Source organism: Candidatus Binataceae bacterium (assembly GCA_035508495.1).
Classification (GTDB): Bacteria; Desulfobacterota; Binatia; order Binatales; family Binataceae; genus JASHPB01.
In genome coordinates this window covers 30,558-54,260 of record DATJMX010000023.1, presented here as the reverse complement: position 1 = coordinate 54,260, position 23,703 = coordinate 30,558, and the positions used below count along the sequence as shown (strand labels likewise).

The window sequence follows — 23,703 nt, the reverse complement described above, 5'->3', positions numbered from 1 at the left end:
CGCACGCGCATGTTCCACTTCAGTTTATTTCAGCAAATGCTCGAAGAAGGTCTTGCGTGAATTGTCCTCGGACTGGGAGACTGTCCCCTTCGGATTCGCCGAAGCGCAGTGAGCTATTGAGTTGAGGGTCGCAGTCGCGCAACTCCGCGTGCTTCCAAAGGAGAGTCTTTAGCCATGGTTGTCCCCCCGCAAGGCCGGTATAAATAAAGCGCCGCCGTCAGAGCGGCATTGACGTCACTTCATACGCTCGGCGAGGTACGCGACGCATTCGTCGATCGTCGCCATCCGCTTGTAGTCAGCTTCCGGAATCTCGATTCCTGTCTTCTTGTGGAGAGCGATCATCCAGTTGAGGACGTCCATGGAATCGAGGTCGACCTGCTCGCGCAGTTCGCTCGCGGGATCGATCTGGCCGAGTTCCACTTCGGGCGCGATACGATGGAGTTCGGCCAGGATCAGCTTCCTGATTTCGTCGTTGCTCACAGCTTGTCTGGCTCCTGCAATAGGCGATCGATTGCGGCGAGGAACAGGCCGCCACGATGACCGTCGCTCGCGCGATGGTCAGCGGCAAGTGTCGCCGTCATGAGCGGATGTGCACCCACCATCCCATTTGACGCCCACGGACGTTCTACCACCTTGCCGAATCCGATCAGCGCCACCTGCGGCGGATAGATAATGCCGAATACCGACTCGACGCCTTGTTCGCCGAGACTCGTCACGGTGATGGTCGCGTCGGCGATCTCCGAGCTGCGCAAGGTTTCGGCGCGCACGCGCTGCACCAGGTCGCGCAGGTTCGCCATGATCTCGTCTATACTCTTTTTGTCAACGTCGTGAATCGCGGGCGCGATTAAGCCGCCCTTACGCAGCGAGATCGCTACGCCAACGTGAATCGCGTCGCTGTGCTTGAAGGCGTTGTCAACCCAATAGCCGTTCATCTCGGGATAATCATGGAGTGCTCGTGCGACAGCCTTGAGCAGCAACACCGAGTAGAGGATTCGCTCGGTCACGGATCGTTTCAGGTTTTCCGCCTGCAGCCATGCGAGCGCGCGGCTCATGTCGACTTGAGTGCCGAGATAGTAGTGGGGGATCTCGCGCTTGGAGCGCGCCATCGCCGCCGCGATCACGCGGCGCATCGCAGTATGATGGTCGATTGGCGCGACGCCAGGTTTGGCGCGCGGTACTGCTGGCGGAGGCGCTTCGACTTTGGGTGCCGCCGGCTCCGCTTCGGCGTGCGGCGCTTCTTTGGCGGCTTTGGCCGCCCGCTCCACATCGGCTTTTGTGATCGCCCCCTCAGGACCCGTGCCCTTGACCTTCGAGAGGTCGACGTTGAGGTCGAGTGCGACCCGCAGCGCGAGCGGAGAAACGCGCAACTTATGCGGCAGCGCCGCGACCTTGGCGGCTTCCGGTCTCGCGGCAGGTTGGGGACTGACAATTGGCGCCGGTTTGAGTGTCACCGGCGGACGCGGCGCAGCCGGCTTGGGTGGCGCGGGCGCTGGCGCAGGCTCGCCGTCGGCGCGAATCATTGCGATCAAGGTTCCGACGGGTACTTCATTTCCTTCGGGTACGAAGATGCTGTCGATGATGCCTGACTGAAATACTTCGATCTCGATGGTGGCCTTTTCCGTGTCGACGACCGCAACGATATCGCCACGCTTCACCGAGTCGCCCGGCTTGACCAGCCATTGCAGGATCGTGCCGACCTCCATATCAGCGCCGAGCGAGGGCATGCGAAACTCAGCCATTGGAGCCCATCAGCGCACGCACGGTCTCCACGATCACAGGAACCTGCGGCAGTGCGGCATCCTCGAGATGCTTGGCGTAGGGAATCGGCACCTCGGCCGTGCACACGCGCCCCACCGGGACGTCGAGTTCGTAAAAGGCGCCTTCCATGATTCGCGCGCTGACCTCGGCCGAGATGCTTCCGCTGCGCCATCCCTCGTCGACGATCAGGGCACGATGCGTTCGCGTGACCGACTCGATAATCGTTGCATTATCCAGCGGGCGCAGCACGCGAAGATCGACGACCTCGGCGTTGATGCCCATCGGTGCAAGCTGTTCAGCCGCCTGCACAACCTTGTGCAGCGAGCCGCCGTACGAAATCAGGCTGACATCGGTGCCTGGGCGCCGCACGATGGCTTTTTCTATATCGACGGGACCGGAGCCGGCTGGAAGCTCGCCCTCCATGTTGTAGAGGGTCTGATGCTCGAAGATCAGCACCGGGTCGGGATCCTCGAGCGCCGTCCAAAGCATCCAGCGCGCGTCTTCGATCACCGCGGGCGCGAGGATCTTGAGTCCGGGAATGTGCGCGTACCAGCCTTCGAGGCTATGCGAATGCTGCGCGCCGACCTGACGTCCGGCGCCAGTCGCCATTCGGATCACGAGCGGGATATTAAACTGGCCGCCCGACATGTGCAGGATGGTCGCGGCGTTGTTCATGATCTGGTCGAGGGCAAGAAGGCTGAAGTTGACGGTCATGATCTCGACGATCGGCCGCATCCCGCCCATAGCCGCACCGATTCCCGCCCCCACGAACGCCGACTCCGAGAGCGGCGTGTCGCGGATTCGTTCGGGACCGAATTCTTCGAGCAGCCCCTTGCTGACGGCGTAGCAGCCGCCGTAGCGGCCGACGTCTTCGCCCATCAGGAAGACACGCGGGTCGCGCTGCAGCGCCTCTCGAATCGCCTGGCGCATCGCCTCGCGATAGGTCATCCGAGCAGTCTTCGCTGAGGCGTTCATGGGTTCGTCTTGTCCGAGTACACGAATCTCGTAAGGTCTTCTATCGGCTCCCAGGTCCCCGCCTCGGCGAACTCGACGGCTTTGGCTACCTCGGCCGCAGATTCATCTTCGATGCCTTTCAAGTCCGCGTCGCTCAATGTGCCCTGTTCGCGCAGCCGATTCTGATACAGCTCGATCGGGTCGCGCTTCTTCCACTCCTCGATTTCCTGTTTCTCGCGATAGAGCTGCGGATCGAACATCGAGTGCGCGCGAAAGCGATAGGTGCGGAATTCGAGGAAGCACGGACCGTCGCCGGCGCGGACCGCCAACGCCGCGCGCTTCGCCGCTTCTTCACAAGCAGTCACGTCCATCCCGTCGACCGGCCATGCCGGAATCTCGTAGCTGCTCGCCTTGAGACACAGATCGGTTTCCGATTCGGAGCGCTTGAGCGCAGTCCCCATTGCATAAAGATTGTTCTCGCAGCAAAACAGCACCGGCAATTTCCAGAGTGCCGCCAGGTTCATGCACTCGTGGAACTCGCCCTCCGCCACGGCGCCCTCGCCGAAGAAGCAGGCGGTCACCTGCGATCGCCCTTGCAGCTTGTCGGCGAGCGCGAGACCGACAGCAATCGGCAGCCCGCCGCCGACGATAGCATTGCCGCCGTAAAAGCGGTGCGCCGCGTCGAAAATATGCATCGAGCCGCCGCGGCCCCGGCTGCATCCCTCCTGCTTGCCGTACATCTCGGCGAGGATCGATGTTGCGGGCACGCCGCGGATCAGTGCGTGGCCGTGCTCGCGATACGTCGCGACCAGGTTGTCGTCGGGCCCGAGCGCACCCATCGCGCCGACTGCCACCGCCTCCTCGCCGATATAAAGATGCAGGAAGCCGCGAATCTTGGAGGCGCTATAGAGCTCGGCGCACTTCTCCTCGAAGCGCCGGATGCGAATCATGTCGCGCAAAAGCCCGAGGTCGTGCTCGGCGCGCGGTTGCGACTTTTGCGACAGGGTTTGCAGTGCCATGAGCTTATACGCGCGAGATGAAGTCGCTGCCGATCGATGTCATAGATTCTCCAGCGTCGAGGTGTCGCCTTCGGGGAGACCGAGTTCGCGAGCTTTCAGCAGACGGCGCATGATCTTACCGCTGCGTGTCTTCGGCACGCTCGCGATAAACTCGATCTCCTTCGGTGCGACCACGGCTCCCAGTTTTTTGCGCCCGAAGCCGAGCAACTCCTCGCGCAATTCTTCACCCGCGGAAAACGAAGGCTTCAGCGAAACGAAAGCCTTCACGACCTCGCCCGCCATCGGATCGGGCTTGCCGATAACTCCGGCTTCGGCCACTGCCGGATGCTCCAGCAACGCGCTTTCTACCTCAAACGGGCCGATGAGGTGACCGGACGACTTGATCACGTCGTCAGCGCGGCCCACGAACCAGAAATAGCCATCCGCGTCGCGGCGGGCGAGATCGCCGGTCAGGTACCATCCGCCCGCGAAGCACTTGCGATAGCGCGCCTCTTCGTTGAGGTAGCCGCGAAACATCGAAGGCCATCCCGGACGCAGCGCCAGCTCACCTTCGACTCCGGGTTCATTCAACATTTCGACAGTCCCGTCGCGCAGACGCCGGACAATACCAGCCTCGATACCGGGCAGCGGCAGCCCCATTGATCCTGGGCGGATGTTGAGTGCGCGATAGTTGGAGATCATGATCCCGCCCGTCTCGGTCTGCCACCAATTGTCGTGAATGGGAAGGCCAAACGCGCTTTGTCCCCACACCACAGCCTCAGGGTTGAGCGGCTCGCCGACGCTCGCGACGAGACGAAGATTGCTCAGGTCAAATTTACTTATCACCTCGGTCCCGACCTTCATCATCATTCGGATCGCGGTCGGCGCCGTGTACCAGATCGTGACACGCTCGTTCTGCACCAAGCCGTACCAGCGCTCGGCGTCGAATTCGGCTTCGTCGATAATGCTGGTGATGCCGTGAGTGAGCGGTGCGATGATTCCATAAGAGGTGCCGGTCACCCATCCCGGGTCGGCAGTGCACCAGAAGATGTCGTCGGGATGAAAGTCCAACGCGAAGTGCCCGGTCATGTGATGCGCGACCACTGCTTCGTGCACATGCATCGCGCCTTTCGGAGTGCCGGTCGTGCCGCTGGTGAAGTGAAGCAGGGCGAGGTCGTCGGGCCGCGTCTCGGCGATCTCAAAATCCTCACTTGCTTCAGCCATCAGGCTGCTGAAGTCGAGCGTATCCGGGATCGAGCGAATCTCTTTGGCGTCGCCGATCAGCAGCACGTAGCGCAGGCCGGGCAGTGACGAGCGCAGACCCGCGACCTTTCGCTTGTAAAGCGTCGCGGTGGTGACGAGTACGCGTCCGTCGCCGATTCCGATTCGTTGGCGGATCGGATCCGGTCCGAACGCGGAAAAGAGCGGGCAGAAAACGTTGCCATTCTTGAGCGTGCCGAGAGCGCTGATGTAGAGCTCCGGAATGCGCCCCGTGAGCAGGAAGACACGCTCGCTCCGGGCGATCCCGAGACGGCGAAGCACATTCGCGAAACGGTTAGTGAGCAGGCGTAGGTCGGCGTAGGTGAAATCGCGCCGCTCGTTGCGCTTGCTGATCCATCGCAGCGCCATATGATCGCGCCGCGCCCCCTTTGCGTGACGATCGACTGCCTCGTGGGCGATGTTGAGGCCTTTGCCTCCGGGTAGGCCATCGAGCGAGCGCCGCGCCGCTTCCCACGAGAATTCGGCGCGCGCCTTGTTATAGTCGACCAGGTTAGGGACGACCTGCCATTCGCGCGGCTTTTGGATCTGCTCCCAGGCCATCGCGTTATTTCGATTTGTTGGCGTCTGGATACAGCAGATGCTGAAGCTGCGGAAGGACCTCTCGATCTTCTCGGAGCGCGAGGTCGTCGAGGGTGACGGCAAACTTCCGCATCGCTTCGCCCGCGGCGGCCAGCTCCTCGGGCGGGCTCTTTTCGAGATCGACACCTGAAACCCGCGTTTCGAGTTGCTTCAACTGCCCGCACACCTTGAGCAGCGCCTGCGCGGTCTGGTCGGGAACGACGCTCAGTTTTTCGGCGCTCTCCAGCAGTTGTTCGTCGACGTTTTTGCTCATGTGAAGCTCGATAACGTCGAGCAACGCCTGCCAAGCCTCGCGGGCCTCATGCCTCGAACCGAAGTTTCCGGTGTTCGCGGCAAGCGCACTTCCCGCGGCGGCCGCTCTGATGAGCGGACGGCGCAGCTGATCGTGTTTGCGGCCAAGCTGGTAGACGAGCGCTCGCAATCTCGCCAGATCCAAAAAGACTTTGGATCGATTCCCGGCTGATTTGGCTTGCTTCATGGCCAAGACCCTCCCGGCTTTTCGGGAACTTCAATGCGCAACGATCATGCCGCGCCGAAATATAGATAACGGCGAGACAATTATGGTTCTCTTCGACAAAGTGGCGCGATCAGAGACACATTTTGGCCGCCACGGTGATCCAATGGCCCTTTGTGGCAAGGAGCGACTGGTCTCAATCGCTGCTTTGATGTTTGTGGCTGCCCTCCACGGAACGCTGCCAATCCCTTTGCGGCGCATAACCAGCGCGGCGCCGCCAAAGGCAATTCTCGATATGCAGCCCATGAACTTTCCAACGATGGCTTGGTAATTGCGCTTGGCAAGGCTCCGTGTCGCCCATGAAACAGGATCGAACATCGCGTCGGCCTTCGCGTAGATCTCCCTATGCGGCGATTTACCTGCTTTTCAGCCGGAGATTCGGTTCGTTCTGGATCGGGAGCCTGCTATCCAATCTGGGCACCTGGATGCAGCAAATTGCCGAACCATGGCTGATCGTCACGCTCGGCGGTTCCGCGATTATGCTGGGATTGGACGGCTTCGCGATGAACGCGCCGGTCTGGGTTCTCACGCTTTTGGGCGGGGTGCTGGCCGATACACGCGATAGAAAAAAGGTCATCGCGACTTTTCAGTCGATCCAGATGTTATGTCCGGCGCTCCTGATTGTTCTGATTCTGACCGGGACGGTGCGTATCTGGATGATTATCGCGCTGTCGCTGATCGTGGGAATCACGGATGCGCTATCGATGCCGGCCTTTCAATCGATCGTTCCTTCGATTGTCGAATCGGGACAGATCGGTACGGCGATTGCGCTGAATTCGACGCAGTTCAATTTGTCGCGAGTGCTGGGACCGGCGATAGCCGGCGTGGTCATGGTGCGCTACGGATCGGTCTGGTGCTTCGGCGCAAACACCCTGTCCTATGTCCCGCTAATCGTGACGGTTTATCTGATAGGCCCCGTGCGCAAGGTGAGCGCCAGTCTCGAAATGAAAACCGGTGCCCCCTGGATAAAACAGATCCTCGCGATCGGCAGCCAGCCAAAGCTCCGCAACGCGCTGCTGAACGTACTTGTCACAGGTCTGTTCTGTGCTCCTCTCATCAACTTCAGTCCCATCCTTGTGAGAAACGTATTTCATTCCGACGCGCTCGATTTCGGAAAGGCGGTCGCCGCCTTCGGCGTCGGAGGATTAATCGGAGCAGTTTCGGTGCTAGCCATCGAAGGGATGGTTGCGCGCTTCAAAATCAGCTCCGTGGCCGCGATCGCATTCGGCGCACTTTTGGTGGCACTAGCAGCCAATCGGTCCCTTCCGGTCGTTAACTTGTTGTTCGTACTTTGCGGCGCGGTAATGACTATCGGCAACACTTCCGCGAATTCCATCCTGCAGTACACGGCGCGGGATCGAGTTCGCGGCCGCACCGCCAGTCTTTACATGCTCGCGGTGCGAGGCGGCCTATCACTGGGAAACTTGATAACCGGCCTTTCCGCGGCTTATTTGGGTATCCGGGCAGCGCTCCTGATAAACGGGCTGCTCGCGATCTTGCTGCAAAGTTTAATCGCCAGAACCTCCACCACCGAAGACCATGTTGAACCCGCATCGCGATCCGTTGAACCCGTGCAGGAATCTACGGAGCGGGAGCCTTGGATCCGCAAAGGACAGCGGTAGCGGTAGGATCAGCAAGCGAAAGAAAAAAGCGCCAGGTTTCGCTTGCTACGCAACGAATTGCGGCGCTTCTAACCCATGAGTTGAGTTCAGCACGAGGAAAAGATACTGTCCTCTCCGTGATAGTCCTACGTCTCTAAAGCGACCCACTCTCCCCGGGTTTTCACACATCGCGAAATAAGGTCCGCGCCTTTTTATCTGGCGCAGCCGGAGTGTTGGCACCGGTTCGCCGTTCAATCGAGCCGTTGCTGACCCGCATGCGCTCGAAACCGAATGCGGTTTCGGCGAGGAGAGACGGGTATTTCAGTAAAGTCGGTCGTTCCCAAACGTCGCACGTCACATTCTAAGAAAAACAAACGTCGAGCTCACGACGCGTTGATTCCGATCAATCCTACGGTTTGTTCCAACTGCGGGGGTGCCTCGATGCCCCATCGTGTCTGCAGGTATTGCGGTTTCTATCGCGGTCGGCAATTCATCGTGGTCAAAGAGTGACTATTCCGCGAGCGGAGCGCGGTTGCCGTAGGTGGCGCTCGTCATGCGCGGCCACCTGCGGCGCAAAACCGCCCAGGGGCTTCGTGGCCAGGCGCGTGGCGTTTGACGGCTATAGCCTGAGACTTTGCAAGCGCTCTTAAATATCGCAGAGTGTAGGATCTTCAATGACGGAGGGAGACACCATGAGCCAGAAAGAAGAGTTCGAGAAACTCCCTGAGGGGATGCCGAGTTGGATCAGGGACCACGTCGAGTTGTATCTCACTGATCCCGACAAGGCGCGGCTGTGGGATTCGACCGTTGGCGGGGGGCCTGGGCCGCTGCCGACTCTGCTCCTTATCGCGCGTGGCGCGAAGAGCGGGAAGCTGCGGCCGCTGCCGCTGCTATATCAGGAGATGGACGGCAAGTACGTCATCATCGGTTCCAAAGGCGGCGCGCCGACGCATCCGGGATGGTATGTGAATCTCAAGGCCAATCCGGAGTGCGAGATCCGCGTCGGTTCCAAGCGCATGCGCGCCCGCGCACGCACCGCCAGCGGTGACGAGCGAACGAGCGGCTGGCAGAAGATGGCTGAGATGTATCCGCCCTTCAACGACTACCAGAAGTTCGCGGGGGCCCGGCAGATCCCGGTGGTGGTTCTCGATCCGATTGGCCCCGCATGAACCGGACGTTCTATCGGCGCGGCTCGCACCGCCGTCGTTCGTCCTGAATTCAAGCGATCAAGCGGAGGAACTGGATCGTCCTCCAGTTCCTCCTTCATTAGTCACTTATTCTTTTCCATCGAGCCGGTGTCCGTCCGTCCGTCGGTTATCCTTCAGCAGGTCCTTTACCTGCTCATCGGAAACCAGCTCGAAATGATGATAGAACCTGACGACTGCATAGAAATCATCGGGTGTTTCCAGGCACACAATTTCGTCCGCATCGCGGCGCAGCGGCGCCGGCGCCAAAATATCCGAGCGCATAATCGCAAGTCTCTCCTGGTTCAGGACGCGTCATGCCAGGAAAACGACGGGATCTCTGCTGTACTCAATTCATTTCGTCGGCAAGGCACGTGGATTGCTCCTGCTATCGATTCGAACGCTCTGTTTCACCACCAGGTACTGACTTGCTGACGCTTGCTATTCAAGCATCAAAAAATTTTGTTGCTCGCACTGATGCGGCGTGATGCGAAACGGAGAAACGATGGCATCGAGTCATCCAACGATTCTTGCTCCGATTCAGCTTAACGACCCGAATTCGGGTGTCGCACTCGAGATGGCAAGGCGACTGCCGTTAGGCACCCATGGCCGTGGCGGGTTGTCGCACTTCTTCATGGGAAGTGTCGCTGAGAAAGTGCTGCGAGAGGCGCCCTGCGCGCGTTAGCCAGCGCGAAGGATCATGTAGATATCGTGGTTCATCGCGCGGCCGCACTGCCCCTGTGCTCAAAGGACGAAATATCTCAACCAACGTCGGGGGAACTCGTGCGGTTCTCGAAAGCGCTCTCCAGAATCGCGTCTCGCGCTTTATTCAAAGGAATATTCGTGTCCTCGCGAGAGTCGAAAGCGGCGGCGCCTGAAATCCCGGAGCGTTGGAAGTAATCGCCAGAGGGCTAAATAGTTCGAAGAGCAAACCTCCTAGCCGCGCTTCACGACGGCGATGCCGTCGGTAGACCGAATGCGAATATCGCGTTGCGGAAATGGTATTTCGATTCCGCATTCTTTGAGGGCTTGAAAGAGCGCGAAGTAAAGGTCGCTGCGCACGCGATCCGGTTGGATTTGCTTGACGTTGATCCAGACCAGGAGTTCGAAGTTGAGGCTTGAATCCCCGAGGTTGGCGAAACGCACTTCGGGCGGCGGGTTGGGCTCGACGTTGGCAGTGTTCGCGGCGACCCGTTCCATAATCTGGCGCACAACCTCGGGTTCGGCCTCGTAGGAGACTCCGATCGGAACGTGCAGCCGCGTGAAGGGATCCGATTTTGTCCAGTTGACCAGCTTGTCATCGACGAATTCGGAGTTCGGCACCAGGTATTCGATCGCATCGGGAGTTTTCATGCGCGTCGCACGCATGCCGACTTCCTGGATTATGCCCATCGTCTCGCCGGTCGTGACGACATCGCCTTTGCGCAGGGCGCGAGTGAAAATCAATGTAAGCCCGCTGGTCAGATTGTTCGCCATCGATTGAAGGCCCATACCGAGGCCGATGCCGAAGGCTCCGGCGAACAGCGTGATGGTTCCGAGACCAAGACCAACAGCCTCGACTGAGGCGAGCACGCCGATCGCAACAATCACATACACGATGAAAGTATTGATGGCGTTGGCAACGCCGGGATCGATGTTGAGCTGAGGATAGATGCGATACTCGCAGTAGTCGCGAATCAGCCGCGCGCTGAAAAAGAACAGCATGACGATCACCACCGCCTTGGCGACCACCATGATCGAGACATTCTGATTGCCGAGTGTCAGGACCGGTTGGGAGAGTGCGCGGTACGCCGGACCGAGGCCGCCAATCAGGTGTGTAAGCGCCCCGATCGTGACGAGCGCGATCGCGTACCGAATTAGCCGCGACAGGGAGAGATAGAGATCGGCGGCATTTTGCCGCTCCGGGTTTTGCTCCACTAGAGAGCGGTAAAGGGCGCGCTGGCATAGGTGATTGATCGAGACTCCCAACAAGAACAGACCGGCGGGCAGCCACGTTCGCGCCCACAAAAAGTTGGCGAGATTCACAAAGCCCGCAAGCTGGGCAAGTGCGATCGCCAGGGTGAACATCCAGATGACCGGATATAAGCGGGCGAAGGCTCTAACAAATCCTCGGTAGAGGATGTTGGGAACGTCAGGCAACAGCGCCAATACCGTCTTTCGGCGCAGAGTAAGAGCCGCGACGAGTACGATTAGAGACAAACTCAAGAAAGCGTCGATCAGTGCGAGGGCGTCGGCAGGCGCGCCGAATATCCCGGCGGTACGCGAGGCGATATGGACAAAAGTCCCGTAAATCAGCGCCACACGGAAGAGTTTGAATAACTCGTTCCCCTGGTCCGCTGGAATTGGCAGTAGGGGCCGCCTGACCAGTTCGGCGAATATGCTGAGAGTCAGCGAGTAAACGGTCCACGCGAGCAGAAGCTCTCCCCCAAATAGAAAAAGAGGCCCCTCAAAGCCCGTGAGTGCTCTGACAAGTTCCCACAGGAGCCACAACGCGAATGGCAAGAGAGACGCCGCGACGATCTCCGAAAGCGACGTGAACCATTTTATTCCGGCTTCGGGCAGTTGCCCGTAGAAGACAGTAAAGGTCGATTTGATTCGTTGCGCGAGTCGGGAACGTAGAAATACGGCGTAGAAGCTCGCCACCAACAGCAACATCATCATCAACGCGCCTGAGCGTCCGAGCATCGCACGCTGTTGTCGGGCGAATCCCGCCAGGCGGGGTATTGCGGTCGGCAATTTTTGAATATCGAACTCGAGATGCTCGATCGTCTGGCGGTCGAAACCGAGCGGCCGACGCTCGAAGATCGTGGACGAAGCTGGTGAAGGCCTGGAGTCAGGTCTTTGCGGCGCCGCAGCGACATTGACGCTGATGACGAACAAGGTGGCGAGCGCGGCGCCGACTGTCAGCAGTATGCGCTGAGTCATACCGCTTGACCGGCGACGCGCGGGTTCCATGGCCATGCGAAAGCGGGTTGCCATCACCATCATCAAGCCTCGTGTGAGCACCAACCACTCATATCAATTCCCCGACCGCCTCGAATACAAGCCCATGTGCGAATCAAACCACTCGCCGCCTGAACTCATCCCGAGCTTGTAACTTTGAGTCTTCGGAGAAGGGGCGAACGGCACCCGATCTGTCTAGATGATGTAACTGAGTAATATCTGCACCAGGGGAGTTACGCTCCAGTGCGATTCCATAGCATCGCACAGACGAATTCCCAGGCCAGGCCCAGCGATGCAATCATTGCGGCAAAGATTCAGCGTGCCGAGTCGCGCGACAATGAGTGGCGCTCTTTACGGAGCGCGAGATCGTACCAACTGAGTATACGATGCGCCCTATCAGTTCGTGATCTTCAGGTGCGAGAATGCGTAAACATCGCGCGTCGCCGGGCCGGATAGCGCCATGAATCCAATCTCGCCTCCGCCCTGCGGTGGCTGCCCACTGATGACGGCGATCTGCTTGTCATTGACGAAGAGTGTTGCCTGATTGCCGCGCGTGACGACACGCAAATGATTGACCTGATTGAGTCCCGCCTTGATCGCGGGATCTCCAGTAAAACCCGCGATATTGATGATGCGGCCATCGACGTAGCGCGCGATCGAGTAGGTGCCGCTCGGCCCCAGCACAAAGTTATACAGATTGTTGATATCAGCCGCCCAAAACGCGATGCCACCGAAAGTGTGTACCATCTGCGGACCGCCCTGTACGATTGCCACGTCAACGCAAGCCGTCATGTCGGTGAACAGGTTGCCCTGGTTCAACACGATGTAGTTCGCGCCCAGGCTTGGACTGACTGTCATCGCACCGTTCTTTAGAGCGACGTTGTCGTTTGCGCCGCCCCAATTCGTGGTCATGATCTGAAAGTTGTCCTGCAGCAGCACCCGACTGCCCGTGCAGGCATCTGCGAGCGGTGCTGCGACAATGGCAGCGACGCCAGCGAGCAAGGCAATCCCTGCAGTGAATCCGCGCATATCTCCTCCAATCAAGCGGAATCTGGAACAACCTAGCTTCACGCTTGCTCGACGAGCAAGAGTCGGATCTTCCAATGTATATTGATAATCGAATCGACACGGAGGACGACGATGAAAACAGGCGTGTTGACCTTTCTGACGAGTAAGTCGGGCAATCCTGGTGCGATCGCGCGGGAGGCGGAGAACCTTGGCTTCGAATCGTTCTTTGTTGCGGAGCATCTGGTGGTGCCGACGGAATATACGACGCGCTATCCGCGATCGCGTGACGGTAAGGTGCCCGACTTCTACGGTCACCTCATCGATCCGTTCGTGGCGCTTGCGATCGCGGCGAGCGCGACCTCGACGATCAAAATTGGCACCGCGATTTGTCTGTTGCCGGAGCGCGATGTGATCGAAACGGCTAAAGTCACCGCTTCGATCGATCACTACTCCAATGGCCGGCTGATCCTGGGCGTTGGTGCGGGATGGTTTCGCGAGGAAGCTGAAATCATGGGTGTGGATTTCGCGCGCCGCTGGCAGCATCTGCGCGAATCGGTCGAAGCCTTGCGCCTGCTCTGGAGCAAAGACGACGTCAGCTACGACGGCGAGATCGTGAAGTTTCCTGCAGTCAAGGTCGGTCCCAAGCCAGCGCAGAATCCTCCGCCGATCTGGCTCGGTGCGCATGATCCTCGCTATGCGCTCAAGCGTGTTGCGCGCTACGCCGACGGATGGTGTCCCGGCGGACTCAGCGCGGAAAAAGCGCGCGAGTGTATTCCGCAGATCAAGGCGATGGCGACCGAGTACGGCCGCGATCCTGAGAAGCTCGAGTTTTCAGTCCTGCTGATGGGCGGCGATGGTCCCAGTGCCGACCAGATGAAGCAATATGAAGACGCAGGCGTCACCCGAATCGTCGTGACTGCATCGGCAGTCGCCGACGACGGAGTGAAGATCGTTCAATCATTGGCCGCCGTGCCCGAGCGCGCGGTGAGCTCATGAGCTGACGCTTACTCTCGGCTTCGTAACTCAAAATCGCTGCGTCCCCGCTGCTCATAATAATTGCACTATGATTGAAATTGAGGCAGTCGAACTGCAATCGATCCGGTCGAGCCTCAACAAAAGCTAGATTTTCGCATCGACCCTTGAGGCGCGAACTTTGCTTTGCAGGTCTGCGCTAACACGAACGCATTATTTCCTCTCCATCGCAAGGAGGACATTGTCTTGAGCGGAAGCAGCGGTCGCTTACAGGCCATCGAGGCCGTGACCAACTATCACCCGATTTCGGAACCACTTTCATTTGCAAAAGTCCCGGCCAGCGAGTTTTTCGGCACTAACGTTTTCAGCAAGGCCGTGATGAAGGAGCGGCTCCCAAAACCGGTTTACAAATCGTTGATGCACACGATCGACACCGGAGCTTCGCTCGATCCGACGATCGCCGACACCGTCGCGGCGTCGATGAAGGATTGGGCGATCGAAAAAGGCGCGACTCATTATGCGCACGTCTTTTACCCGTTGACCGGATTCACCGCCGAAAAGCATGACAGCTTTCTTTCCCCGGATGGCGAAGGCGGCGTGCTCACCGAGTTCGCAGGCAAGACCCTGATCCAGGGCGAGCCCGACGCTTCGAGTTTTCCCAACGGTGGAATTCGCGCGACGTTCGAAGCCCGCGGCTATACGGCGTGGGACGTCACCAGCCCGGCGTACATCCTCGAAAACCCCAACGGTATCACGCTCTGCATCCCGACCGCGTTCGTCTCGTGGACGGGCGAGGCGCTCGATAAGAAGACGCCGCTCCTGCGCTCGATGCAGGCGCTCAACAAGCAGGCGCAGCGGATTCTGAAACTGTTCGGGCATATGAATCCCGCGACCGTGGTGGCGAATGCCGGACCGGAGCAGGAGTATTTTCTGATCGATCGGCACTTCTACTTTTCGCGTCCCGACTTGCTGGCGAGCGGGAGAACGCTCTTCGGCGCGCCGCCGCCCAAGGGACAGGAATTCGAGGATCATTATTTCGGCGCGATTCCGGAGCGCGTGCTCGCCTTCATGCTCGAGACCGAGCGCGAGCTCTTCAAGCTGGGAATCCCGGCCAAGACTCGCCACAACGAAGTGGCGCCGGGCCAGTTCGAACTCGCGCCGCTATTCGAGCAGGCCAACCTCGCAACCGATCATCAGCAATTGACGATGGTCACGCTGAAGAGGGTGGCCGAAAAATACGGGATGGCGTGTCTGCTGCACGAGAAGCCGTTCGCGGGCGTGAACGGCTCGGGCAAGCACGTCAACTACTCGATGGGCAACGCAACGCAGGGCAACCTGCTGGACCCTGGCGATACGCCGCATGCCAATGCGCAGTTCCTGGTGTTCTGCGCCGCGGTGATCCGTGCGGTCCATCGATGGGCCGGGCTGTTGCGCGCGGTTGTCGCAACCGCATCCAACGATCATCGGCTGGGCGCGAACGAGGCGCCGCCGGCGATCATTTCGATCTTCCTGGGCGATCAGCTGGCCGACATTTTCGACCAGGTCGCGAAGGGCGGTGCGAAAAGCTCCAAGCAAAAGGAGACCCTCAAGATCGGCGTCGATTCGCTACCGACGCTGCCCAAGGACGCTGGTGATCGCAATCGCACGAGTCCCTTCGCGTTTACGGGCAATCGTTTCGAGTTCCGCGCTGTCGGCTCCGGCCAATCGATCGCGGGTTCACTCGTCGCGATGAATACGATCGTCGCGGAGTCGCTCGATTACATCGCGACCAAGCTCGAAAAAGCCACGGCCTCCGATCCTTCGCAACTCAACGTTGCGATCCAGAAGATGCTCGAAGAAATCCTGGCCGAGCACGGATCGGTCGTCTTCAATGGCGACGGCTACACTGAGTCATGGCACAAGGAGGCGGAAAAACGCGGCCTGCCGAACCTGCGCAGCTGCGTCGAGGCGCTGCCAATGCTCGGCACCAAGGAAGCGGTCGAGTTGTTTTCCAAGTATGGCGTCCTGACCGAGCGCGAGCTGCTCAGCCGCGAGGAGGTTTACCTCGAGCAGTATTGTCTGTCGGTCTCGCTCGAAGCGCGCACCATGATCGAGATGGCCAAGACGATCATCTTTCCCGCGGCGATTCGCTATCAGGGCGAGCTCGCTACGACCTGCGCGAGTCTCAAGGCCGTAGGATACGTCTTCGATACTGATACGCTCGACAAGATGACTGCGCTGGTGAAGGAATTGCAGGACGGTATCGTGAAGCTCGAGGCCTCGCTCGCCGAGCATGGCGGCGGCAAGACCAAGCTCGATCACGCGAGGCATTTGAATCAGGCCGTGCTGCCTGCAATGGCGGCCGTGCGCAAGACCTCGGACACGCTCGAAGGAATCGTGGCCGACGATTTATGGCCGCTCGCGACCTATCAGGAGATGCTCTTCATCAAGTAACCCATGCCGTCAGCCTCCTGGCGGCTTAACCCAAGCTGCGGACGCGGCGGCGACCCCGTCGCGTCCGCACCCTCCCTCGCATTCGTATCGCGCCATCGGCTCGCTGCATCAGCTTTACAACACCGGAAGATCGGAACGGCTCCGATTTGGAAACGCTTCGTCGATTCGTTTGAGCTCGGCTTCCGTTAACTGAAAGTTGCCAGCGCCGGCATTTTCCTCGACGTGCGCGATGCTCGATGCCTTGGGGATCGTGAACAGCGGCGGGCGCCGCACCAGGAAGTTGAGCGCGACCTGGCGCGGCGTTGCATCATGGGCAGCGGCGATCTCTTCCAGGACGGCGCGATCTTTTGACAACGGCTTCGGCGCTGCAGTGGAGTGTCCGTACGGGCTGTAGCCGACCAGTGCGACGCCGTGTTTTTCGCACCAGGGCAGCACGCGATGCTCGACGGCGCGCTCGCGCAGATGATAGAGCACCTGGTTGCATGCGATGCTCTCCGCGGCGGCAATCGATGCGGCTTCCTCGAGGTCGGCGACGTCGAAGTTGCTGACACCCCACGAAAGGATCTTGCCGTCGCGCTTCAAGGCCTCGAAAGCCGCGATTGTCTCCTCGAGCGGATATCGTCCGCGCCAGTGCAACAAATAGCAGTCGAGGTGATCGGTCTTCAGATAACGCAGTGATTGCTCGCATGCCTTGAGGGTGCCGCTTCTCGACGCGTGTTGCGGCAGCACCTTCGAGACGATGAACACTCCGTCGCGTCGCCCTTCGATCGCGGCGGCCACAATCTTCTCAGCCTCACCCGAGCCGTACATTTCCGCGGTGTCGATATGGGTCATCCCGAGATCGAGCCCGCGCTGCAATGCCGCGATCGCCGCGCGCCGATTCGCGCCCTCAATTTGCCACGTGCCTTGCCCAATCGCGGGAACCTGCCAGACCGTGGCCCCGAATCGATGTTGTCTCATAGCCGCCTCGCCGGATGATTCGCGTGGCCCCTATAGTAACATCCGCGCCGCGAGCCTACTCACGGAAACAGGCAGTTACATTCTGGTGGTGCCTGTTCCGGCTGCCCATGCCCGATTGTTATGCGTCACAGAGTCATGGAGACTGATGCAAAATGAGTAATTCTATGTTTAAACAATAGAAAGCATTTTACAGTTCTAGGCAGTTATAATGAACAAGTGCGGTGCGAGCCCTGCGGCACCGCCGCTAATCGAGGAAATCCGGGCACAAAATACCAGCGCAATATTTCGCTCGAATCCGTCGCCCCGCCTGGGTCTACTTTTTGCTTCATTGGCCGTCAGTTTGGAGAATCGCGGTGCGCTGCCCAGGTTGCGATTTTGTTAATCCGCCGGTTGCCAAGTTCTGCGTTTCGTGCGGACATCCGTTCGCCCGCAGCTGCGCAAAGTGCAACTTTCAAAACCCTGCGGGCGCGAAATTCTGCCAAGATTGTGGCGGGCCGCTGGTGGCGTCTCCGCCAACTCCCGCAAAGCAGCACAAGGCGACTGCTGACGGCGAAGCCGGCGAACGCGTGAGCGTGGCCGCTACTGATGTTACGACGGACGGCGAACGCAAGACCGTCACCGCGCTGTTCGCCGATATCAAGGGCTCGATGGAGCTGATCGAGGATCTCGATCCCGAGCAAGCCCGCGCAATCGTTGATCCCGCGCTCAAGTTAATGATCGACGCGGTCCATCGCTACGAGGGCTACGTCGCTCAATCCACCGGTGACGGCATCTTCGCGCTGTTCGGCGCCCCCATGGCCCACGAGGATCATCCTCAGCGCGCGCTCTACGCTGCACTCAGGATGCAGGAAGAATTGCGGCTCTACGCGGCCAAGTTGCGGCAGTCGGGACAGGCGCCGATCGAGTCACGTATCGGCATAAATACCGGCGAAGTTGTCGTGCGATCGATCAAGACCGCCGATGCTCACACCGAGTACGTGCCGGTCGGTCACTCGACGGGATTGGCGGCGCGGATGCAGGCGCTCGCGCCTACGGGATCGATCGCGATCACCGAAAGCACCCAGAAGCTGTGCGAAGGCTATTTCGCTTTCAAGGCTCTCGGTCCCGCAATGGTAAAGGGCGTCAGCGGGCCGGTGAATGTTTTCGAAGTGACTGGACTCGGCCCGCTGCGCACGCGCCTTCAACTTTCGGTGCGGCGCGGTCTGACGCGGTTCGTCGGGCGCGAGCCGGAGATCCAGGCGATTGCACGCGCCGCAGAGCAGGCGAAATCAGGGCACGGTCAGATCGCCGCAGTAGTCGCGGGCGCGGGCGTCGGCAAGTCGAGATTGTTTTACGAGTTCAAGTTGCGCCATCAGAGCGGATGGATGGTGCTGGAGGCGTACTCGGTCTCGCACGGCAAAGCGTCGGCCTATCTGCCGCTGATGGAACTCCTTCACTCGTATTTCAAGATCGTACCGGAAGATGATCTGCGAACGCGGCGCGAGAAGGTTAACGGCAGGATCGTCACACTGGATCGTTCGCTCGAAGACGCGCTGCCGTACCTCTTCGGATTGCTCGGTCTGGTGGAAGGCATTGATCCGCTGGCCCAGATGGACGCGCAGATTCGGCGCCGGCGTACGCTCGATGCGATCAAACGGATTCTCTTGCGCGAGAGCACCAATCAGCCGTTGATGTTGATCTTCGAAGATCTTCACTGGATCGACGACGAAACGCAGGTGCTGCTGGATCTGGTCAGCGATGCGATTCCATTTTCGCGAATCCTGCTGCTGGTCAACTACCGGCCTGAGTACAACCACGATTGGAGCAATCGCACATCGTACACGCGCCTCAGGCTCGAGCCTCTCGGCAAAGAGAGCGCGGACCAGATGCTGACGGCGCTGCTCGGCGAAAGTGAAGAGGTCGCGCCGCTCAAGCGCCTGATAATCGAAAAGAGCGAAGGCACGCCGTTCTTTATCGAGGAGACGATCCAGGCGCTGTTCGAAGACGGGACGCTGGCGCGGAACGGTCACACCAAGTTGACGCGATCGCTGAACAAGTTGCGCATCCCGGCGACCGTGCAGGCGGTGCTGGCTTCGCGCATCGACCGCCTGCCGCCGGCTCAAAAGCAACTCCTGCAAACTCTGGCCGTGATGGGCACCGAGTTTTCCTTGAAGCTCGCATCACACGTGATCGGGACGACGGAGGAAAAGCTGCTCCCGATGCTTGCGACGCTGCAGGAGCGTGAATTCATCTATGAGCAGATCGCCGGCGGCGATATCGAATACGCATTCAAGCACGCGCTCACTCACGACGTCGCTTACAACTCGATCCTCACTGAGAGGCGCAAAATCCTCCATGAAAGGATCGCGGCCTCGATCGACGAGGTATGGCACGACCATATCGACGATCACCTGTCGGAGCTGGCGCATCATTACGGCAGCAGCGGCAACGCCGAGAGCGCGATCGAATACCTCACGCTGGCTGCGAAGCAGGCCTCCAAACGCGCCGCGTACGACGACGCTCTCACGCTCACGCGGAGCGCTCTCGATAAGCTGTCGGAGCTCCCGGCCGGCGACAAGCGCGACCGTAGCGAGCTGCGGCTTCAGGCTTCGCTCTGCAATTGTATCCAGATGACCAGGGACTATGCGGCACGTGAGCTCGTAGGGCCGCTCGAGCGATGGCGGGAGCTGGCCGCGAAGCTCAATGAGCAGCGGGAACTGCTGGGCGCGACCGCGGTCGCACGCGCTTTTCACTGCAATCGGCGCGAGCTTGCGCGCTCGCGCGAGCTGACCAGCGATTTGCTGCGGATGGCGCAGGAGGCAGGCGGCTTTTCGGCCAATGACAGTCGGTTAGCGCATACCTTCGCTTCAGAGGCCGCGGGTCATGAAGCTGTCGTCGCGGGAGATTTCCCCACCGCGCTCGGGCATTACGAGCGTGCGCTCGAACTGTTCGATCCCGCATTGCGCAACGACATGAACTTTTCGACCACATACTGGTGGAGCCGCTACTGGTGGAGCCGCTATTGGCTGAGTGCACTGCTCTTCAACCTTGGCTATCCAGCCAAGGCGCTGAGCGAATCGGGCGACGCGGTCCGCGATGCGAAAACGCTCGACCAGCCGCTCTGGATCGCGGTTACGAGCATGGGCGACGGATCGATTCATCTGGAGTGCGGCGATTTCCGTCGCGCGCGCGACTTGGCAGAGTTGTCGATCCAGGTCGCGAACGATCATGGGTTGACGCATATCGCGCGGGTCGCGTCGCTCTTGCGCGCGGACGCGCAATGCCGCCTCGGAAAATGCGAGGAAGGCGTGGCGGAGCGAAATCGAATCCTCGCCCAGGTCGAAGCCGAGGGCTTTCCGGCGCCCTCCGAGTTTTTTCCGCAATACCGCGTTGCATCGCTCTATGCCGCGGGCCGCAATCCGCACGAGAGCCTGGGCCGCGTAACCAAGGCCATCGAATCGCTCGCGCAGATCGACGATCACGTAGATGCCGCTCAACTATATCGCGTGAAAGGCGAGTTGCTACTGAAGCTTGGCGCGGATCGGGTCGAGGAAGCAAAGGAATCATTCCGCACTGCGATTGAGATAGCACGAAACCAGTCAGCCAGGATGCACGAGCTGCGCGCGACGATGAGCCTCGCGCGCATACTCGCGGTTCACGAGCGCCGGGAAGAGGCGCGCGCGATTCTCGCCAGGATCTATAACTGGTTCACGGAAGGGTTCGATACCTTTGATCTCAGGGAGGCAAGGAGGCTGCTCGAGGAACTCACACCTTATCACGCCGAGGCGCGATAGAATCCGGCTGGTATCGAATCAGCGGGGTTTGAATCGCGCGAGCGTGACCTCATCCGTAACGTCATCAAATACTATTTCGACAGGAATACCGGTGCGTATTTTGTCGTTCGAGATCCCGACGACGTTGGCGAGGATGCGCGGACCTTCATCAAGCTCGACTTCGACTACATTATACGGAATCTCGGCATCGAAGCTCTTGAAGTACGATTGATGAAATACCACCCAGGAACTTACGCGGCCGCGGCCACTGAGTTTTACCCAGGCGATGCTGCGCGACCAGCAGCACGGGCATAGCGGCGATGGCGGATACCATATCAGTCCGCATCCATCGCATTTTTGCATACTCAGTTCGTGCCGCCGGAGCGCATCCCAGAAAGGTCGATTGATCGAAGTGATCGCCGGAAGCGGTTTGTGATATTGCGCGTCAGGATCTCTCATGGCCATTATCTTCGATAAATCAGCGAATCGCCATACGCGTTTGCCCACTGGATAATCGTGGCATCAGGCACCTGCCGCGGACCGCATTCGCCGCGCAACTGGCGGACGATTTCAACCTGGTGATTCCATCCCATGATGTGAGCTTCTGAGAGTAAGCCGCCGTTGGTATTCATCGGCAGTTCGCCGCCGATTTCGATTCGCCCGTCCTGCGTGAAGGCCGCGGCTTCGCCCGGCTTGCAGAAACCAAACCGCTCCAGAGCGATCCACGCGACGATTGAGAATGCATCGTAGGTGAAGAGAGCGTCGATATCTTTCTGAGTGACGCCTGCCATCTTGTACACCGGTTGTAATCCCGCTTCGTACTCGAATATCGATTGCTGCAAAACCCCGAGCCCGGGATACGCCCAGATGAATTCCTCGCGACCGCCCGGCAGTCCCTGCATCCCGCTGATATATACCGGGCGCTTATTCAGATCGCGCGCGCGTTCCGAAGTCGTCACGATGACGCATGCGGCACCGTCGTTGATCAGGCAATAGTCGAGCAGATGCAAGGGCTCGCAAACGTAGCGCGATCGTTGATGGTCTTCGACGCTGAACGGCTCGCGCATGATCGCCGCGGGATTCATCGATGCGTGCTTGCGGAATGCAACCGGAATCGACGCGAGGGCGCGGCTGTCAGTCCCGTAACGATCGAAGTATTTTCGCGCGACCAGCGCTGCGCCTGAACCGGGCGAAGTCATGCCGTACACCGGATCTTCGCCGTGACCGCCGCCGGCTTCACGCCCGCCTTCGCGATCTCCCGCGCCACCCATCATCGGCCGTCGCATTGCGGAGAAGCTCACCGAGGCGAGACACGCGACCGCATCGGCCATGCCGGCGTTGACCATCATCGCCGCCCAGATGATGGCGCTCGCTGTGAATCGTCCGTGCGCCCACGTCTGATTGTAGGTTCTTAACTTCAATCCGAGCAGTTGCGCGATCGTATCGGCGTCCGCGCCGATTGGAGAGCCGAAACTCACGATCATTCCGTCGAGCTGATCGCGTGGCAGCCCGCAGTCATCGAGTGCGCTCGCGATCGCATCGGCAGCGAGGTCAATTGGACTGCGCATCAGACGCCGGCCGTATTGCGATTGGCCCACACCCGCGATTGCCGCGCGATCTTTGAGAGCGAAATTTGTCATGTCAACAAATCATTGGGTAACAGCGATTTGCCCTGAATTGAGAGCTTCATCTGTCCTTGCGCCGTCGGTGCTTCCCGCGCGCCCGCTATTTCCACGCAGACTCTCGCGCTTAGACCACGCGCCTGCAAGAGCCCAGGCGTTGGACGGAACTGCGCTCCGCTGCGAAATTGGAGAACGCGCCGCACCCGAAGCGGTGCGATCGTTGCCCCTGCGAAGCGGGCGTACGGGCGCGCACTGCCGCTCTCGATCGTTTTCGCTTGCGCAGGTCATAAGCCTTCCTTCCTCTCTCCTAATTGTGTGAATTTTTAACAGATAGTAGATACATCGCCGTTCTAGAACATAAATAAGTTGTAGGAAATAATATCAAACTGGCATATATACGCCGAGAGGAGGACTTGATTCATGTTCAAGCGATTGAGGCTGGCTTTCGCGGTCTGGGGCCTGGTGTCATTCTCGGCGCCGGCCTGGGCCCAACTTCTGCCAATTCCAATTCCCGTTCCGCTGGCTTCTGGACCAGCGGCCTTCTGCTGCAGCGCGCTCACCGCGGGCAACGCGGGGCAGGCGATCGGAACCAACTGCACCACCCCCGTGCTCACCCCGGCGGCCGTCAATTCGTGCAGCGGCGTGGTCTTCGCCTGCGGACCCAATGGTTTCGAGCAGTGCGCGCCGGCCGCGTCGGGTGCCAAAGGGCTGAAGGACTGCTCGTGCAGCACTTTTTCCAACTGAAAATTACTGGCGTTCGGGAGGAAACTTGACATGATTTCGAGACTTAAGATTTCCGCGATCGTCGCGGCGGCGTTGCTCGCCCCTGCGATCGTTCACGCGCAGGCGTTGCTAGGTGCAGCCGGGGCGGGCTCTGCGAGCAACGACCCCGTCGCATTCTGCTGTCAGACGACATCTTCTCAGTCCGGCACTGGATGTTACGCGGTGCCATCGGGCACTGCCGGTATCGCGGCATGCTCCAACATCTATCTTGATTGCGGTGCCGACTTTTTCACCTGTACACCGCCTGCGGCGGCTAAGGCGGCCGTGCTGGGAGGCTCGGCGAATTCACAGTTGAAGAGCTGCACTTGCAGCACGCCTTTTATCAATTCTCTCTGAGCTGAACTCAGGGCCGGGAAGCCGC

At 59.7% G+C, this 23,703-nt stretch carries 20 protein-coding genes; 7 read left to right on the top strand and 13 right to left on the bottom strand.

What is annotated here, in order from left to right:
* Positions 1–234: 234 nt before the first annotated feature.
* Genes VMA09_08070 through VMA09_08045 form a run of 6 tightly spaced genes read right to left on the bottom strand, consistent with a single transcriptional unit; the run spans position 235 to position 6,048 of the window.
* Positions 235–480, bottom strand: a complete 246-nt coding sequence (locus tag VMA09_08070; protein HUA33547.1) for an acyl carrier protein — start codon at positions 478–480, stop codon at positions 235–237.
* Positions 477–1,739: a dihydrolipoamide acetyltransferase family protein gene (locus VMA09_08065; protein ID HUA33546.1), complete on the bottom strand. Its 1,263-nt coding sequence runs from the start codon at positions 1,737–1,739 to the stop codon at positions 477–479. Before VMA09_08065 ends, VMA09_08070 begins: the two co-directional genes overlap by 4 nt.
* Positions 1,732–2,733: an alpha-ketoacid dehydrogenase subunit beta gene (locus tag VMA09_08060; protein HUA33545.1), complete on the bottom strand. Its 1,002-nt coding sequence runs from the start codon at positions 2,731–2,733 to the stop codon at positions 1,732–1,734. The genes VMA09_08065 and VMA09_08060 overlap by 8 nt, the downstream gene beginning before the upstream one ends.
* On the bottom strand, positions 2,730–3,731 hold the full coding sequence (gene pdhA / locus VMA09_08055; protein ID HUA33544.1) for a pyruvate dehydrogenase (acetyl-transferring) E1 component subunit alpha: 1,002 nt from the start codon (positions 3,729–3,731) through the stop codon (positions 2,730–2,732). The genes VMA09_08060 and pdhA overlap by 4 nt, the downstream gene beginning before the upstream one ends.
* Before the next feature lie 39 nt (positions 3,732–3,770).
* Positions 3,771–5,531: an acetate--CoA ligase gene (gene acsA, locus VMA09_08050; GenBank protein ID HUA33543.1), complete on the bottom strand. Its 1,761-nt coding sequence runs from the start codon at positions 5,529–5,531 to the stop codon at positions 3,771–3,773.
* Positions 5,532–5,535: 4 nt separating this feature from the next.
* Positions 5,536–6,048, bottom strand: a complete 513-nt coding sequence (locus tag VMA09_08045) for a hypothetical protein (GenBank protein HUA33542.1) — start codon at positions 6,046–6,048, stop codon at positions 5,536–5,538.
* On the opposite strand from VMA09_08045, the gene VMA09_08040 reads away from it, so the two are divergent.
* The 3 genes from VMA09_08040 (at position 6,047) to VMA09_08030 (ending at position 8,854) form a co-directional block, all read left to right on the top strand.
* Positions 6,047–6,355: a hypothetical protein gene (locus VMA09_08040; protein ID HUA33541.1), complete on the top strand. Its 309-nt coding sequence runs from the start codon at positions 6,047–6,049 to the stop codon at positions 6,353–6,355. The two genes, VMA09_08045 and VMA09_08040, sit on opposite strands and share 2 nt — an antisense overlap.
* A gap of 28 nt (positions 6,356–6,383) precedes the next feature.
* Positions 6,384–7,706: an MFS transporter gene (locus VMA09_08035; GenBank protein ID HUA33540.1), complete on the top strand. Its 1,323-nt coding sequence runs from the start codon at positions 6,384–6,386 to the stop codon at positions 7,704–7,706.
* 671 nt (positions 7,707–8,377) lie between these two features.
* A complete protein-coding gene (locus tag VMA09_08030) occupies positions 8,378–8,854 on the top strand; it encodes a nitroreductase family deazaflavin-dependent oxidoreductase (GenBank protein ID HUA33539.1) in 477 nt (158 codons plus the stop codon).
* 105 nt (positions 8,855–8,959) lie between these two features.
* Here VMA09_08030 and VMA09_08025 read toward each other — a convergent pair whose 3' ends face one another.
* The 3 genes from VMA09_08025 to VMA09_08015 all read right to left on the bottom strand — a co-directional run bounded on the left by VMA09_08025 (position 8,960) and on the right by VMA09_08015 (position 12,916).
* Complete coding sequence (locus VMA09_08025; protein HUA33538.1) at positions 8,960–9,154, bottom strand: hypothetical protein; 195 nt, start codon at positions 9,152–9,154, stop codon at positions 8,960–8,962.
* Between the two features lie 651 nt (positions 9,155–9,805).
* On the bottom strand, positions 9,806–11,794 hold the full coding sequence (locus VMA09_08020) for a mechanosensitive ion channel domain-containing protein (protein HUA33537.1): 1,989 nt from the start codon (positions 11,792–11,794) through the stop codon (positions 9,806–9,808).
* Positions 11,795–12,208: 414 nt separating this feature from the next.
* Positions 12,209–12,916 carry a hypothetical protein gene (locus VMA09_08015; GenBank protein HUA33536.1) on the bottom strand — a complete coding sequence of 236 codons (708 nt, stop codon included), beginning with the start codon at positions 12,914–12,916 and terminating at the stop codon, positions 12,209–12,211.
* A 36-nt stretch (positions 12,917–12,952) separates the two neighbouring features.
* Between VMA09_08015 and VMA09_08010 the strand changes: the two genes are divergently transcribed.
* A complete protein-coding gene (locus tag VMA09_08010) occupies positions 12,953–13,816 on the top strand; it encodes an LLM class F420-dependent oxidoreductase (protein HUA33535.1) in 864 nt (287 codons plus the stop codon).
* Positions 13,817–14,038: 222 nt separating this feature from the next.
* Complete coding sequence (locus VMA09_08005; GenBank protein ID HUA33534.1) at positions 14,039–16,225, top strand: glutamine synthetase III; 2,187 nt, start codon at positions 14,039–14,041, stop codon at positions 16,223–16,225.
* Positions 16,226–16,339: 114 nt separating this feature from the next.
* On the opposite strand, the gene VMA09_08000 is transcribed toward VMA09_08005, so the two are convergent.
* The gene (locus tag VMA09_08000) at positions 16,340–17,185 is read right to left on the bottom strand and encodes an aldo/keto reductase (protein ID HUA33533.1); all 846 of its coding nucleotides are present in this window, start codon (positions 17,183–17,185) and stop codon (positions 16,340–16,342) included.
* 500 nt (positions 17,186–17,685) lie between these two features.
* On the opposite strand from VMA09_08000, the gene VMA09_07995 reads away from it, so the two are divergent.
* A complete protein-coding gene (locus VMA09_07995) occupies positions 17,686–20,958 on the top strand; it encodes an adenylate/guanylate cyclase domain-containing protein (protein ID HUA33532.1) in 3,273 nt (1,090 codons plus the stop codon).
* A gap of 18 nt (positions 20,959–20,976) precedes the next feature.
* On the opposite strand, the gene VMA09_07990 is transcribed toward VMA09_07995, so the two are convergent.
* The 3 genes from VMA09_07990 to VMA09_07980 all read right to left on the bottom strand — a co-directional run bounded on the left by VMA09_07990 (position 20,977) and on the right by VMA09_07980 (position 23,299).
* Positions 20,977–21,396 (bottom strand): Zn-ribbon domain-containing OB-fold protein, encoded by a 420-nt coding sequence (locus VMA09_07990; GenBank protein ID HUA33531.1) that lies wholly within the window; start codon positions 21,394–21,396, stop codon positions 20,977–20,979.
* A gap of 5 nt (positions 21,397–21,401) precedes the next feature.
* Complete coding sequence (locus VMA09_07985; GenBank protein HUA33530.1) at positions 21,402–22,577, bottom strand: thiolase family protein; 1,176 nt, start codon at positions 22,575–22,577, stop codon at positions 21,402–21,404.
* 332 nt (positions 22,578–22,909) lie between these two features.
* Entirely contained in the window at positions 22,910–23,299 is a 390-nt protein-coding gene (locus VMA09_07980) for a hypothetical protein (GenBank protein HUA33529.1), read from the bottom strand.
* A gap of 34 nt (positions 23,300–23,333) precedes the next feature.
* Here VMA09_07980 and VMA09_07975 point away from each other — a divergent pair, with 34 nt between their 5' ends.
* The gene (locus VMA09_07975; protein HUA33528.1) at positions 23,334–23,678 is read left to right on the top strand and encodes a hypothetical protein; all 345 of its coding nucleotides are present in this window, start codon (positions 23,334–23,336) and stop codon (positions 23,676–23,678) included.
* Positions 23,679–23,703 lie beyond the last annotated feature (25 nt).